Genomic DNA, 13,290 nt, shown 5'->3' with positions numbered 1-13,290 from the left:
AAGTTCATGATTCCCTTACGGGATAATATCCCCTCACGACGCTTTCCGGCAGCAAACTATCTCTTGATAAGCCTAAATGTTGCTTTTTTTGTCTACGAGTTAAGCCTAGGGGATAATGCCCTTGAGGCCCTTATTCAGACTTATGGCCTGATACCGGCGAGGTTCAACTATATTCGTCAGGTGGATCCGTTAGCCTTTGACGCCTGGCTTCTTCCTCTCTTCAGTTCCATGTTCCTCCATGCCGGCTGGTTTCATCTTATTGGCAACATGTGGATGCTTTATATCTTTGGCGACAATGTCGAAGACCGTCTGGGGCATGGTCGTTATCTGGCCTTTTATCTCCTCTGTGGCCTGGGGGCGGCTTTTGCTCAGCTTACGGCCCACCCCTTCTCAAGCCTGCCGATGGTCGGAGCCTCCGGGGCCATATCTGGGGTCATGGGGGGCTATCTAATGCTTTTTCCGCGGGCCCGAGTCCTAACCCTGGTGCCTATTTTTTTCTTTTTCACTATCGTCGAGATTCCGGCCTTTGTCTTTCTTGTTCTCTGGTTTTTAATTCAGTTCCTAAGCGGCACCTTCGCCCTGCTTCTTCCTGGAGAACTACGCGGTGGAGTCGCTTGGTGGGCCCACATCGGAGGATTCGTCACCGGAGCGGTCCTGATCTTCTTCCTGGCTTGGCGCCGAAGGGGATGAGTAAACCTTACGGGCAAAAATGAGATAGCCCGTGTGGCCAACCATCCGGTCCTCCGGACGAAACCTCTCCGGATTGACCTTATAGAAACGTATCATGATCTCGAGTACCTCCGGGGAACAAAAAGGATACTTCTCCAAGACCCTTAAGGTCTCCGATACCTGATTGGCCGTAGGCACAAGGATGCCAATAGGGGATCCGCCTCTAAGGGCCCGCCAAGCCGAGGCGATCAGCTCCCAGGGAGTTTTTAGATCAAGGAAAAGGGCATCGGCAGTCTCTTCTTCTTCAAAGGGCTCAACCTCCGGGCCTTTGAAAACGATCCGCCCCTCAAGCCCGGCCCGTTGGGCATTCTCCCGGGCCAGCTGGAGATGACGCTCCTGGCGTTCGTAGGTTATCACTCTTCCCTTATCCCCTACCGCCCAAGCCAGGGCCAGCAAAAGACTGCCGCTGCCGGTGCCGCATTCGACCACAGTCTTTCCGGGGCCAACCCCGAGCTTGAGTAAGATATAGCCGATGTCTTTGGGATAGATGATCTGGGTGGCCCGACGGATCTTCATGAGCTGATCGTAGATAGTCGGCCGAAGGGCAAAGAAGGGCTCCCCTTTTTTCCCCTGGAAGACCTCCCCGAAACGCCGGCCAAGGAGTTGGCCGAGGTCAAGACTGTCGCGATGGGTCTGGAAGGACCGCCTCTCGACCCTAAGAAGATAGCTTCTCCCTCCAGAGACCAGCAGGACCCAATCTCCCTCGCGGATTGTCTCCTCCATGGGGCTATTCTGCCTCCAGAAAGGACCGATAGGCTCGGTATGTCTCAAAGAGATCGGCCTTGTGGCAGATCTCAAAAGGAGAATGCATAGAGAGAAGCGGCGGCCCCATATCCACAATATCAAGCCCCTGGAAGGCTAAGTATTTGGCCACTGTGCCTCCTCCGCCTTCATCCGTCTTGCCAAAGTCAACAGCCTGCCAGACGACCCCGGCCTTATTGAGCACTCCTCTCAGCCAGCCCATGTATTCAGCATGGGCCTCGCTAGCCCCATATTTGCCTCCGTGGCCGGTGTACTTGCTTATGGCCACTCCCCGGCCCACCTTGGCGTCGTTGCGTTTCTCGTGGACCTCCGGCCAGTCTGGATCAAGGCCAGCGGTAACATCAGCCGAGATGGCCCGGGTACGGAAAAAAAGCTCAAGAATCCGATCGGCCTCTAGAGCGTCGGTCCAGAGACGAAGCATCCTGGAGAGAACCAGTTCCAGAAAACGACTTTTGGCCCCAGTATTGCCATCGCTCCCGATCTCCTCGCGGTCCAGAAAAAGGAGGACTGCTGTCTCCGGAAGCCTTTGGGCCTCAAGAAGGGCTGTCAGAGAGGTATAGGCGCAGATGCGGTCATCCTGGCCATAGCCTCCGACAAAGGCCCCATCCAGCCCCACATCCCTGGCCGGACCGGCAGGAACAACCTCAAGGTCGGCAGAGACAAAGTCTTCCTCGACCAGACCAAAACGATCAGATAGAATCTTCAGGACCGCCAGTTTAATCCTTTCGCCAAGCCCCTCTTCGGCTGGAAAAGGCAGACCAGCAAAAAGGACATTCAACTTCTCCGCGGGGATGGCCTCGGAGAGTTTTTTCTCCCCTTGAGCCTTGCGAGCCAAGTGAGGCAGAAGATCGTTGACACAAAAGACCGGTCCTTCGTCCTCCCCCAGGCAGATTTCTATCTTCCGACCATCGGCCTTGGCCACTACCCCGTGGATAGCCAAGGGTCGAGCCACCCATTGAAACTTCTTGATTCCCCCATAGTAGTGGGTCTTCAAGTAGGCCAGGTCTAGCTCTTCATAAAGGGGGTTGGGCTTGAGATCCAAGCGGGGAGAATCAATATGAGAGGCAATGAGCTTAAGGGAAGAAAGTCCCCTTTCACCTCGAGCCACCAAGGCTACAGCCTTGCCGCGATTGGTAAAAAAAAGCCGGCTGTCTTGGGGGCCGGCCTTGTCAGCGAAGACAAAACCAGCCTCTTCGGCCCGTTTGATGACAAAGGCCGCACATTCCCGTTCAGTCTTCACCTCAGAGATAAATTTCCGGTAGCCCTCAGCATAACTAAAAACTTCTTCCTCCCGCCCCCTCAGTTGATCCCAACCAAGGGGCCTCTTCTGGAAAAGCCTCTTTTTGGTCTCTTCATAGAGTTTTTTGGCAGATCTTTTGGGCACAGCTGACCCTCCTTAAATCTTTTTAAGATTAAAAAATGATAAACTTTTTATTATGGACATCTTCAAAAAAGATTCAACTTCTGAAAACCGGGAAGATACCTATTTGAAACTGGCAGGACCGTTCAACAACCTGCTTATCTCGGCCTCGATCTTCTCGGGATCTTCAAAGTTATAAGAAAGAAGCTTTCTCAGATGGGAAAAACTTTCAAGATCCGTCTCTAAAACGACTATGGCAAAGCCGTCTGGACCGTGGCGAACGACTTCTCCGGTAAACTTGAGTTCAATGGGGGGTTCAGCCCCGGTAAGCCTCACCTTAACCAGACAAGGGCTACCCACAGGAGGAGACTCACGGCTAACAATATAAAGCCCTTTAAGGCTAATGTCTTTCAGCCTTTGGGCTTTAAGCCAACGGTCTCCGTATATGACCTCCACCTCTGTCTCAAAGGGGACTCTGGTAAACCGCCGCCTTTCCATCTGACAGCCCTCCCCGAAAACTCTTCAAGTGCTGACTTCCTCCAACAGAGGATTCTAATGATGTTGGCCCCAAAGGAGGAATATGTAATCTTTATAGTATTCGGAGCCAGAATCAACAATGGTTAAGGAAGGAGACCGGATGTTTGAGATAAAGGTCAAAGACGAATTTTCCGCCGCCCACCATCTGAGAGATTATCCCGGAAACTGTGAACGCCCCCACGGCCACAACTGGTTGGTAGAAGTGGCCATTTTCTGTCAGGGACTTGATGATCTGGGGATGGGGATCGACTTCCGGGAAGCCAAAAAGGCCCTAAGAGAGGTCCTCGCGACCCTTGATCACCACAACTTAAACGAGATTAAACCCTTTTTGAAGAAGAATCCTTCCTCAGAAAACATCGCCGTTTATATCTTTGAGGAGATGGGCCGGCGCCTTAACCGGCCGGGCATAAAGGTGGGATCCGTCACCGTCTGTGAGACCCCGAGGAGCTGTGTCACCTACCATGGGCCAAACCCTTAAGGTGGCCGAAATCTTCTATAGCCTTCAGGGGGAAGGCAACAGGGCCGGATATCCCTGTTTTTTTGTAAGACTTTCGGGGTGCAACTTACGTTGCCGCTGGTGTGATACGGCCTGGGCTTGGAAAGAAGGCCGACAGATGGACCTTGAGGCAATCCTCGATGAATGGCAACAGGTGGGGATAGGATTAGTGGAGATCACCGGAGGTGAACCCCTTATTCAAAAAGGTTCTCTGGATTTAATGGAGGCTTTCCTCAAGAATGGGGCTACAGTTCTCCTTGAAACCAACGGAAGTCAGAGTCTCAAAGAGGTGCCCTCTGAGGTAATTAAAATACTTGATCTTAAATGTCCCTCAAGCGGAATGAGCCAACATAACCGCTATGAAAACATCGGCCTTCTTGGCCCTCAGGATCAGGTCAAGTTCGTAATCGCCAACCGAGAAGACTATTACTTTGCCTGTCAGGTGGCGGAAGAACTCGGGCTCTTCGGGACACTAGAGGTGATCTTCTCCCCAGTCTTCAAGGCCCTGGATCCGGTAGAGCTTGCCGAATGGATCCTTGAGGATAAACTGCCGGTGAGGTTTCAGATCCAGCTTCACAAAATACTTTGGGGGGAGAAACGAGGTGTCTGAAAGACTAGCCGTGGTTCTTGTCTCCGGAGGAATGGACTCCTGTGTTACTGCCGCTCTGGCGGCCAGCCAAGGCCATGAACTGGCCTTTCTCCACGTAACCTACGGCCAGAGAACAGCAGCCCGGGAGTTTCGGGCCTTTGAAGAGATTGCCAACTTTTATCAGGTGGGACGCCGTCTGGTTGCCGATATTGGCTACCTTAAAGATATCGGCGGCTCAGCTCTTACCGACGAAAAGATTCCCTTACCCAAGGTGGCCCCAAGCCAGGGAATCCCTACCACCTACGTCCCCTTCCGCAATGCCCATCTTTTGGCCATCGCCACCTCTTGGGCCGAGGTCATCGGGGCCGGTTGGATCTTCATCGGGGCCACAGAGGTGGACTTTTCAGGCTATCCGGACTGCCGGGCCTCGTTTTTTGAGGCCTTCAATAGGGCCATTGAGGAGGGGACCAAACCAGAGACTAAAATTACTATTGTCACTCCGCTTATCCATTTGGGCAAAGCCGAGATAATCCGTCTGGGGTTGAAGCTAAAGGCCCCCCTTCATCTGACCTGGTCCTGTTACGAAAGGGAGGACCTGGCCTGTGGCCGCTGCGAATCCTGCGTTTTAAGGCTTAAAGGCTTTGCTGAAGTCGGGGTCATGGATCCCATTGCCTATCTGAAGGAGGATTCGTGAAAAAGGTCTTCGAATGCCAAAGATGTGGTTTCTGTTGCCAGGGAGAAAGTACTGTCTCCTTGAGTCCTACCGAGCAGGAAAGGATTGCCCGCTTTTTGGAACTAGAAAAAAGGGCTTTTTTAGAGAGATATTGCCGCCTTCGTGGGAAGCGGGTGGAGATGAAGACTGTAGACGGTCACTGTGTTTTCTATGATTCCCGACAATCCCTCTGCCAGATCCATCCGGTAAAACCCTATCACTGCCGAAGGTGGCCCTTTCATCCGGCCATCTTAGAGTCTTTTGAAAACTACCAGACCATTACCAGCACTTGCCCAGGATTCGATCCCGAGGCCAGCTATGAGGAGGTCTGCTCCTTTGTCAGGGAGAGCCTGCAAAAGATTGATGGCTAGGCGATGAGAGCCCGTAGCATTTTGGCTATTGTTGGCATACTCCTGGCCGTCTTCCTGGCCGCCTTTGGAAGTATTTACTATCAGCGGGAAAAGGCCCGGGTACCGGAGGGCTTTGTCTTTGCCAGTGGACGTCTGGAGGCTGAAATTGTTACCGTAGCCAGTCGAGTACCAGGGAGGATCAAGGAAATCTTCTTCTCCGAAGGCCAGGAGATTAAACAGGGAAGCCTTCTGGCCCGACTGGAAGACGCCGAATTGCTAGCTCGAGAAAGACAGGCTCAAGCGGTCTTGGCCGAGGCCCGAGCCCGCTATCAAATAGCCCAGGCGAACCTGGAGAAGCTAGAAGCCGCCTTTAATAAGGCCCAGAAAGACTACCAGCGCTATGTTAGCCTTCGTCAAAAGGGTATCGTCTCCCAAGGAGAGTTTGAGCGGGTTGAACTTCAGTTCAGAAGCACCAAGGCCGATCTGAAGGCAGCCCGAAAGGGGCTTCAGGCGGCCCGGGAGGCCATCTCCGGGGCCCAGGCGGCTCTAGCCGAGGTCAGAGCCCTCCTGGACTATACCCGAATCAAGGCCCCCATTTCTGGGGCTATACTGCGTAAGATCGCCAACGTCGGAGAGATGGTCTCGGCTGGAAGTCCCATCTGTCTCATGGCTGATCTGGACGGAATATATCTCAAGGCCTATGTGCCTGAGAGGCAAATTGGCCTTCTTGCCTTGGGCCAAGAGGCCAGGATCTATGTTGATGCCTTCCCAGATAAGGCCTTTCCGGCCTGGGTAGGCTATATTTCCCGGCGGGCCGAATTCACCCCTAAGGAGGTCCAGACCAGGGCCGAAAGGGTTAAAACGGTCTACGCTCTAAAGCTCTACCTCCGAGAAAACCCCGATCATCTGCTCACTCCAGGTCTGCCGGCCGATGCCCTGATCAGGGTCTCGCCTAAGGCCTCCTGGCCCCAATCTCTGCCGTGAAAAGTGCGGTCTCCATAAAAAATCTTGTTAAAAAATACGGGAAGGTGACCGCCCTTCAGGGCATAGATCTTGAGATTCCAAGAGGAAGGATATTTGGCCTCATTGGTCCTGATGGGGCCGGCAAGACCACCCTCCTTAAGATCATTGCTGGAATCCTAAGCTATGACCGAGGAGAGGTTATCGTTATGGGGACACCCTTGGTCTCTGAAGCAGCCGCCGAGACCATTAAGGAACGTCTGGGGTTCATGCCCCAGGGCTTGGGGCTCAATCTCTACCCGGAACTAACCGTTGAAGAAAATCTGCGCTTCTTTGCTGAGCTGAGGCTCGTCTCTCCTGATGAATATAGACTGCGGCGCCAAAGACTCCTTGAAACAACCAGGTTGGTCCCCTTTGGAGGCCGAAAGATGAAGGCCCTCTCCGGAGGCATGAAGCAAAAGCTCGCCTTGGCCTGCACCCTCATTCATGAACCAGAGCTGATCATCCTTGATGAACCCACCACTGGAGTCGATCCCCTCTCCCGGCAGGAACTCTGGGGGATCATCGCCGAATTGGTAGCTGAAAAGGCTATTACAGCCATTATCTCTACGGCCTATCTCGATGAGGCCAAGCGTTTTCACGATCTGGCCTTGGTCTCTTCTGGACAAATAATTGCCAAAGGAAGCCCCGAAGATCTGGCAGAGGAGGATCTGGAGGAGTGTTTTCGGAAGCTCTCGCCGGATAGATCCAGAAGGTCTTTAAGGCTGCCTCCCTCTTTCGAGAAAAAAAGAACCAAAGTCATTAGAGGGCCGGTCATCGAGGCCCGGGGGCTTACTAAAGATTTCGGCTCCTTTCGGGCTGTCGACAAGGTCAGCTTCAGGGTTGAAGCCGGAGAGATATTTGGCCTTTTAGGTCCCAATGGAGCCGGGAAGACCACTGTTGTCCGGATGCTCTGTGGACTCGTCAGCCCCACCCAGGGATGGGGGCTTGTGGCCGGGGTAGAGATGAGTGGTTCCGGACGCCGGATTCGTCAAAGGATCGGCTACATGTCCCAGAATTTTTCCCTTTATCAGGACCTCACCGCCCTGGAAAACCTCTGGCTCTATGCCGGTATCTACGGGGTGAAACAGGAGAGAAGAATCCTTCAAGATCTAGCCGATCTCTGTGAGCTCAAAGGCTACGAAGACCGCCGAACAGCTGAGCTCCCTCTAGGGGTAAGGCAGAGATTGGCCCTGGCCTGTGCCATTGTCCACCGTCCGCAGGTTGTCTTTCTCGATGAACCCACCTCCGGAGTCGATCCCCCGGGAAGAGAACGCTTTTGGCAAATTATCAGGCTTCTGGCCAAAGAACTGGAGATCACTGCTCTGGTGACCACCCACTATATGACCGAAGCCGAATACTGTGATCACCTCTGTCTTATGCACGATGGTCGGATTATCGCCGAAGGATCCCCCCAAAAGCTAAAGGCACAGGTGGAACAACGGATAGGTCAACCGATAAGCATCCTGGCCCCAGACCCACTCGCTGTGCTAAAAAGACTAAAAGCCGGGGGGATTCAGGCTAGTCTCTACGGGGCCACGGTAAGGGCCTTTGTCGGAGCCGAAGGGCCGGGAAAAATCAGAGAGCTCCTTGGCCTTGAGAAGGGCTTACGGGTTAGGGCCGCAGAGATCACCATGGAAGATGTCTTTGTCTATCACATCATGGCCGAAGAAGACAGAAATGAAATGGCGTCGGATCAAGGCCTTAGTTAATAAGGAAATCATTGAGATCAGACGTGATCCTCTTTTTCTGGCCATGGCCTTTCTGGTGCCTTCGGTCCTGATGATCCTCTTTGGTTACGGACTATCCCTGGATGTAGAAAACATTCCTCTGGCCATTGTGGATCAGGACGGCAGCCCCAGCAGCCGAGATTACCTCTATCGTTTTATCCAGTCACGTTATTTCTCCCTCAGAGGAGTCTACCAGCAGGAAGACGAAGCCTTAAGGAGACTTGTCAAAGGCGAAATTCGGGTGGTGATCATCGTTCCCCCAGGATTTGAAAAGGCCCTCCTCAGGGGCCAAGCAGCCCACGTCCAGGCAATTATCGATGGGATCTTCCCCTACCGAGCCCAAATGACCAAAGGTTATCTGGCAGCCATCAACGGAACTATCAACCGCCAAAAACTAAAGGACTACCTCGGCCAGAGGCTGGGACTTACCCCAGAGGTAGCCGAAGATCTGATCAATCCCGTAAGGCTACAGGTCCGCTATCTCTTTAACCAGGAGGTCAAAAGCATCTATTCCATTGCTCCGGCTTTGATCGGCATGGTCCTTCTGATGACCCCTCCTCTCCTTACGGCTGTAGCCATCGTCCGCGAGAAGGAAACCGGCTCCATCTATAATATTTATTCCTCAACTATCAGTCGCTTGGAATTTGTCATCGGAAAGCTCTTCCCTTATTTTGCCATCTCTTGCTTCAATGCTTTGGTCCTTTGGCTTTTGGCGATCCACATATTCAAGGCCCCTTTTCGGGGCAGTTTCTCCTTCTTTTATCTTTCAGCGGTGGCCTATGTGGCCGGAAGTACTGGCCTTGGGCTTTTAATCTCTACCTTTGCTCGGAGCCAGATTGCCGCCATCATGATCGCCATGGTGGCCACCATGATCCCCTCTTTTCTTTATTCCGGAATGCTGGTCCCGGTCTCCTGTCTTGATAGGGCCGGGCAGATCGAGGCCCGACTCTTTCCCTCTATGTACTTCACGGCCATCCTTCACGGGACTTTCCTCAAGGCCAGCCCCTGGTCGGTATTTATCAAGGATTTTGGGGCCATTGTTATCTACGCCATCATCATGCTTGCCTTCGGATACAAGCTCTTCCACAAGCGGGTCAAAAGATGAAAAAGACTGCCCGAAGGGTATATGTCTTAACAGTCAAGGAACTTCTTCAGCTCACGAGGGATACAGCCCTGATCATTGCCACCGTCTATCTCTTCCTGCTCGATGTCTATATTGCGGGCTCAGGGGTAAGCATCTCCCTGAGAAACGCCCTCCTTCAGACCCTAGATCGCGACCGAAGCAATCATTCTCGAGAGCTAACTAACCGTTTTACAGCTCCCTATTTCATCTTCTCTGGCGAGATCAGAGAAGAGGCTGAAGCTCTTCGGCTACTAGAACGGGGGGAGGTAATGGTTGTTTTAGATATCCCTGATGGCTTTGAGGAGGATATATTGGCCGGCCGGAGGACCTCAGTCCAGATGTTGGTTGATACCAGTAACTCGGCCATTGGCTTTCTGGCGGCCAGCTATGGCGGCCAGATAGTAGCCCAATTTAGCCAGGATCAGGCCTTTGATCGGCTTGGTCTAAAGGAGGAAGACATAGAGAGACTCCCTTTTATAAGAAGTGATCAACGCGTCTGGTTCAACCCTAACCAGAGGGAGTCCTGGTTTATGTCGGTCTCCGAACTCCTCACCGTAATCACCCTTTTGACCATGCTCCTTCCAGCGGCGGCCATGGTTCGAGAAAAGGAACGAGGAACCATAGAACAACTTCTCGTCTCCCCTCTCAGCCCCCTAGAGATCATGTTTTCCAAGGTTTTAGCCATGACCGTGGTCATTCTGGTGGGGACTGCGGCCTCAATCGGATTCGTCCTTTTGCCGGTTTTCCAGGTCCCCTTGAGGGGTTCCTTAGGGCTCTTCTTCCTGGCTACCGGACTCTACGTCTTTACCTCCTGCGGCTACGGCTTGTTTATTGCCACTTTGGCCCGCAACCTGGCCCAGGTTGGCCTCTTGACCATTATCGCCATTGCCCCCATCATCTTCCTCTCTGGAACCTGGACCCCCCCAGAGGCCATGCCGGCTTGGCTAAGACAGTTGATGGTCTTCTCTCCCCTCCATTACTATATCCTCATCACCTACGGTATCTTCTTTAAGGCCACAGGGCTTAAGGTTCTCTGGTCAGAGTTTTTAGGTATGGTGGCCCTGGGGTTAGGGATCTTTGCCTTTGGGGCCTATCGTTTCCGCCGCCAGTTCTAACGATTAAGCTCTCTAGATTCCTTGCCGATTAAATACTCGATTAGGAAGAACAAGGAGGATCACGGTATGCCCCGGATGGACGTCCGTTATATAAACCCTTTTCTCTCGGCAGCTGTAAACGTCTTAAAGACCATGGCCATGACCGAGGCCAAGCCCGGAAAGCCTTACATTAAAAAAGACGGTACCGCCACCGGAGATATCACCGGTATCATCGGAATTACTGGAGACAAAGAAGGATCTCTTTCTATCACCTTCACCGAACCCTGTATCCTCCACATCCTCTCCAATATGTTAGGAGAGAGCTACGATGGCATAACTGAAGAGGTCAAAGATGCCGTTGGAGAGCTTACCAACATGATCTGCGGCAATGCCCGCCAGATTCTTCAGAAGGAAGGGCTCAACCTTTCGGCCTCCATCCCCACCATCGTCACCGGAAAGGGCCATACTATTAAGCACCTCTGCAGTGGCCCAAAGCTAGCCATCCCCTTCTCCACCGAAGCCGGAGACTTTACGGTGGAGGTCTGTCTGAGCGACTAGTCAAGGCCCCCTAAGATAGGGCTTTATGGGTCGCTTCTCTGATATCCATAAGAAGATCTGAAAAAAGGGTTGGGGTCTTATCTTCTGGCAGACGCCAAGAAAGGACCTCTCCGAGTTCCTGCCCAAGGGACTTCCGAGCCAAGGGAACCATGTCTCTTTCCAAGAGACGACTGGTCAGGGTGGGTCGGATGGCCTCAATGAGGCGGAAGAAGGTAAAGAGCCGGCGGAAGACACGCCGGTCGTACTCATCAGGAGCCTTGCCCCCCTTGAGATAATCGTCTATGTCGTAGGCTAAGATCTTCAGGCGGTGGAGAAGCGGGATCTTAATCTGAGAGCGAACCATCTCTTCAAGGAGGTTGAACTCCCAGGCGATAGCAGCATAGGCCTCCAGGCTGAAGTCTTCAAGTTGAAGCATCTCTCGATACCACTCGGAGAACTTTGTCTTGAGATAGTCAGCCAAGGTAAGAAAGTCTATCTGGGTCCTCTGGAAACGAAGCTCTTCAATAGAAAGACCGGCCAAGTTAGCCACATGGGAGATGGAAAGTCCTCCTCCGACGTAGATGTGAAGAAGGGCGGCCAAGTAGTGTCTTTCAGAAAAAACGATCCTTTTGCCCTTAATAGTCGCCTTCGGGGGCCGGTTACGGTATCTTTCCAGGGCCTCAGCTACCCACTGAGCGGCTAAAAAGGTGTGTCTCATGGAGACAAAATATCACAAAAAAGGACCCAGAAAAGCCCCGCGGGGAGGACTTTCACCTTCAAAGGCCCTGCTGGTGGCCGGACTTTATTTTGCTGAGGGAGCCCCCTTCGGGTTGCTTTTCGTCCTCATGCCTGTCTTTTTACGGCTTGAGGGGGTAGGGCTTAAGGAAATAGGGCTCCTTTCCCTTTTATCCCTTTTCTGGAGCGCCAAACCTCTTTGGGCCTATCTGGTAGACAGCCTGGGAGAGTATCGCCACTGGATCATGGCCAGCTGGCTGATGATCATGGGGGCCGCCCTAATCCTAGGTCTTTGGCCCCTTGCCGGAGTATTAATTGGGGCCCTAGTGTTGCTAGCCTTTGCCGGAGCCAATCAAGACATCGCCATTGATGGTCTAACCATCACTATCCTCAAAGAGGAAGAACTAGGGGTGGCCAACGGAATCCGGGTAGCTGCCTACAGACTTGCCCTTATCCTTACCGGAGGAGGGCTGGTGGCCGCCAGTGAAATCTTTTCCTGGAAAGAGGTCTTTTTTCTCTTCGGCGCCCTGTTTCTGGCCCTTATGCCCCTTCTCTCCTCCAGGATAAGTGGAGATAATATCCGCCCCCCTCAGAAACGCAGTGGCGTCAGGCAGACAGTGTCCTCGGCCCTTAAAGATCTGCTAAGCCGTCCCGGGATCATCCCCGCAGGTCTTTTTATCCTTCTTTTTAAACTCGGAGACACTACTATGGGCCCCATGGTTCATCCGTTCTGGGTAGATTCCGGGTTCTCGCGGGCAGAAATCGGACTTATTTCCGGCTCTCTGGGAACTGCCCTCTCCATAACCGGGGCCCTAGTTGGAGGGGTTATCACTAGCCGGATTGGCCTTGGCCGAAGCCTCGTTGTCCTTGGGGCCAGCCAGGCCCTTTCCAACCTGGGCTACGCCCTGGCAGCGGCGGCCGGGGCGACAAGGGCTCTGGTTTACTCAGCCTCGGCTCTGGAGAGCTTCACCGGTGGTCTGGGGACAGCTCCCTTTTTGGCCTATCTTATGGCCATGTGTGATCGAAACACAGCTGCCAGCCAGTATGCCCTCCTCTCGACCTTCTTCGCCCTGACTAGATCGATCTCCGGGGCTATAAGTGGCTGGTTAGCCGAATCCTTCGGCTACGCAAGTTTCTTCTTGCTGACCTTTTTCTTGGCCCTCCCCGGCCTCCTCCTCGTCCCTTTAGCCCAAAAGGCCCTGTTTAAAAGAGTATCTCCTTAAACCAGAGAGGTTTTAAGGATTTGACACCCTTCATGGTCACGTTTTAAAAAGGAGCGCCAAGAAAATAAAAGCCAAGGAGGCCCTAATGCATCCACTGCTTGTCGATCAACCAGGAAGCAAGCAACTCCTTCTGGGCAACGAAGCCATTGCCCGAGGGGCCCTTGAGGCCGGGGTGGGTCTGGCGGCGGCCTATCCTGGAACCCCTTCTTCAGAGATTGCCAACACCCTTTTCCAGGTCTCCCGAGAAGGGGCCTTGTTTTTTGAGTTTTCCGTCAACGAAAAGGTGGCCATGGAGGTGGCGGCCGCCGGGGCGG

Annotated in this window: 15 protein-coding genes and 1 pseudogene; 12 read left to right on the top strand and 4 right to left on the bottom strand. The window is 53.1% G+C overall.

Annotated elements, in window-relative coordinates; genetic code table 11:
* Positions 1 to 6 precede the first annotated feature (6 nt).
* Positions 7 to 690: a rhomboid family intramembrane serine protease gene (locus ACXJJX_RS06780; protein WP_456433456.1), complete on the top strand. Its 684-nt coding sequence runs from the start codon at positions 7 to 9 to the stop codon at positions 688 to 690.
* On the opposite strand, the gene ACXJJX_RS06775 is transcribed toward ACXJJX_RS06780, so the two are convergent.
* The 3 genes from ACXJJX_RS06775 to ACXJJX_RS06765 all read right to left on the bottom strand — a co-directional run bounded on the left by ACXJJX_RS06775 (position 598) and on the right by ACXJJX_RS06765 (position 3,349).
* Entirely contained in the window at positions 598 to 1,452 is an 855-nt protein-coding gene (locus tag ACXJJX_RS06775; RefSeq protein ID WP_456433454.1) for a tRNA (adenine-N1)-methyltransferase, read from the bottom strand. The two genes, ACXJJX_RS06780 and ACXJJX_RS06775, sit on opposite strands and share 93 nt — an antisense overlap.
* A gap of 4 nt (positions 1,453 to 1,456) precedes the next feature.
* Positions 1,457 to 2,875 (bottom strand): aminopeptidase, encoded by a 1,419-nt coding sequence (locus ACXJJX_RS06770; protein ID WP_456433452.1) that lies wholly within the window; start codon positions 2,873 to 2,875, stop codon positions 1,457 to 1,459.
* Between the two features lie 99 nt (positions 2,876 to 2,974).
* Positions 2,975 to 3,349: a PilZ domain-containing protein gene (locus tag ACXJJX_RS06765; protein ID WP_456433450.1), complete on the bottom strand. Its 375-nt coding sequence runs from the start codon at positions 3,347 to 3,349 to the stop codon at positions 2,975 to 2,977.
* Positions 3,350 to 3,488: 139 nt separating this feature from the next.
* Here ACXJJX_RS06765 and queD point away from each other — a divergent pair, with 139 nt between their 5' ends.
* The 9 genes from queD to ACXJJX_RS06720 all read left to right on the top strand — a co-directional run bounded on the left by queD (position 3,489) and on the right by ACXJJX_RS06720 (position 11,039).
* Positions 3,489 to 3,866 carry a 6-carboxytetrahydropterin synthase QueD gene (gene queD, locus ACXJJX_RS06760; RefSeq protein ID WP_456433448.1) on the top strand — a complete coding sequence of 126 codons (378 nt, stop codon included), beginning with the start codon at positions 3,489 to 3,491 and terminating at the stop codon, positions 3,864 to 3,866.
* Positions 3,838 to 4,494, top strand: coding sequence for a radical SAM protein (locus tag ACXJJX_RS06755; RefSeq protein ID WP_456433446.1), 657 nt, complete (start codon positions 3,838 to 3,840; stop codon positions 4,492 to 4,494). The genes queD and ACXJJX_RS06755 overlap by 29 nt, the downstream gene beginning before the upstream one ends.
* Positions 4,487 to 5,167 carry a 7-cyano-7-deazaguanine synthase QueC gene (gene queC, locus ACXJJX_RS06750; protein WP_456433444.1) on the top strand — a complete coding sequence of 227 codons (681 nt, stop codon included), beginning with the start codon at positions 4,487 to 4,489 and terminating at the stop codon, positions 5,165 to 5,167. Before ACXJJX_RS06755 ends, queC begins: the two co-directional genes overlap by 8 nt.
* A complete protein-coding gene (locus tag ACXJJX_RS06745; RefSeq protein ID WP_456433442.1) occupies positions 5,164 to 5,556 on the top strand; it encodes a YkgJ family cysteine cluster protein in 393 nt (130 codons plus the stop codon). The genes queC and ACXJJX_RS06745 overlap by 4 nt, the downstream gene beginning before the upstream one ends.
* Before the next feature lie 3 nt (positions 5,557 to 5,559).
* The gene (locus ACXJJX_RS06740) at positions 5,560 to 6,519 is read left to right on the top strand and encodes an HlyD family secretion protein (RefSeq protein WP_456433440.1); all 960 of its coding nucleotides are present in this window, start codon (positions 5,560 to 5,562) and stop codon (positions 6,517 to 6,519) included.
* Between the two features lie 44 nt (positions 6,520 to 6,563).
* On the top strand, positions 6,564 to 8,246 hold the full coding sequence (locus ACXJJX_RS06735; RefSeq protein WP_456433438.1) for an ATP-binding cassette domain-containing protein: 1,683 nt from the start codon (positions 6,564 to 6,566) through the stop codon (positions 8,244 to 8,246).
* A complete protein-coding gene (locus ACXJJX_RS06730; protein WP_456433436.1) occupies positions 8,215 to 9,369 on the top strand; it encodes an ABC transporter permease in 1,155 nt (384 codons plus the stop codon). Before ACXJJX_RS06735 ends, ACXJJX_RS06730 begins: the two co-directional genes overlap by 32 nt.
* Positions 9,366 to 10,502, top strand: coding sequence for an ABC transporter permease (locus ACXJJX_RS06725; RefSeq protein WP_456433434.1), 1,137 nt, complete (start codon positions 9,366 to 9,368; stop codon positions 10,500 to 10,502). Before ACXJJX_RS06730 ends, ACXJJX_RS06725 begins: the two co-directional genes overlap by 4 nt.
* 66 nt (positions 10,503 to 10,568) lie before the next feature.
* A complete protein-coding gene (locus ACXJJX_RS06720; protein WP_456433432.1) occupies positions 10,569 to 11,039 on the top strand; it encodes a chemotaxis protein CheX in 471 nt (156 codons plus the stop codon).
* Positions 11,040 to 11,049: 10 nt separating this feature from the next.
* On the opposite strand, the gene ACXJJX_RS06715 is transcribed toward ACXJJX_RS06720, so the two are convergent.
* A complete protein-coding gene (locus ACXJJX_RS06715) occupies positions 11,050 to 11,736 on the bottom strand; it encodes a hypothetical protein (RefSeq protein ID WP_456433430.1) in 687 nt (228 codons plus the stop codon).
* Between ACXJJX_RS06715 and ACXJJX_RS06710 the strand changes: the two genes are divergently transcribed.
* Together ACXJJX_RS06710 and ACXJJX_RS06705 are read left to right on the top strand one after the other, a co-directional pair.
* A complete protein-coding gene (locus tag ACXJJX_RS06710) occupies positions 11,735 to 12,976 on the top strand; it encodes an MFS transporter (RefSeq protein WP_456433428.1) in 1,242 nt (413 codons plus the stop codon). The two genes, ACXJJX_RS06715 and ACXJJX_RS06710, sit on opposite strands and share 2 nt — an antisense overlap.
* A gap of 85 nt (positions 12,977 to 13,061) precedes the next feature.
* Positions 13,062 to 13,290: pseudogene (locus tag ACXJJX_RS06705) on the top strand (indolepyruvate ferredoxin oxidoreductase subunit alpha); the annotation flags it as partial.

Source organism: Thermosulfuriphilus sp. (assembly GCF_054026695.1).
This window is presented reverse-complemented; position numbering and strand designations above follow the sequence as displayed.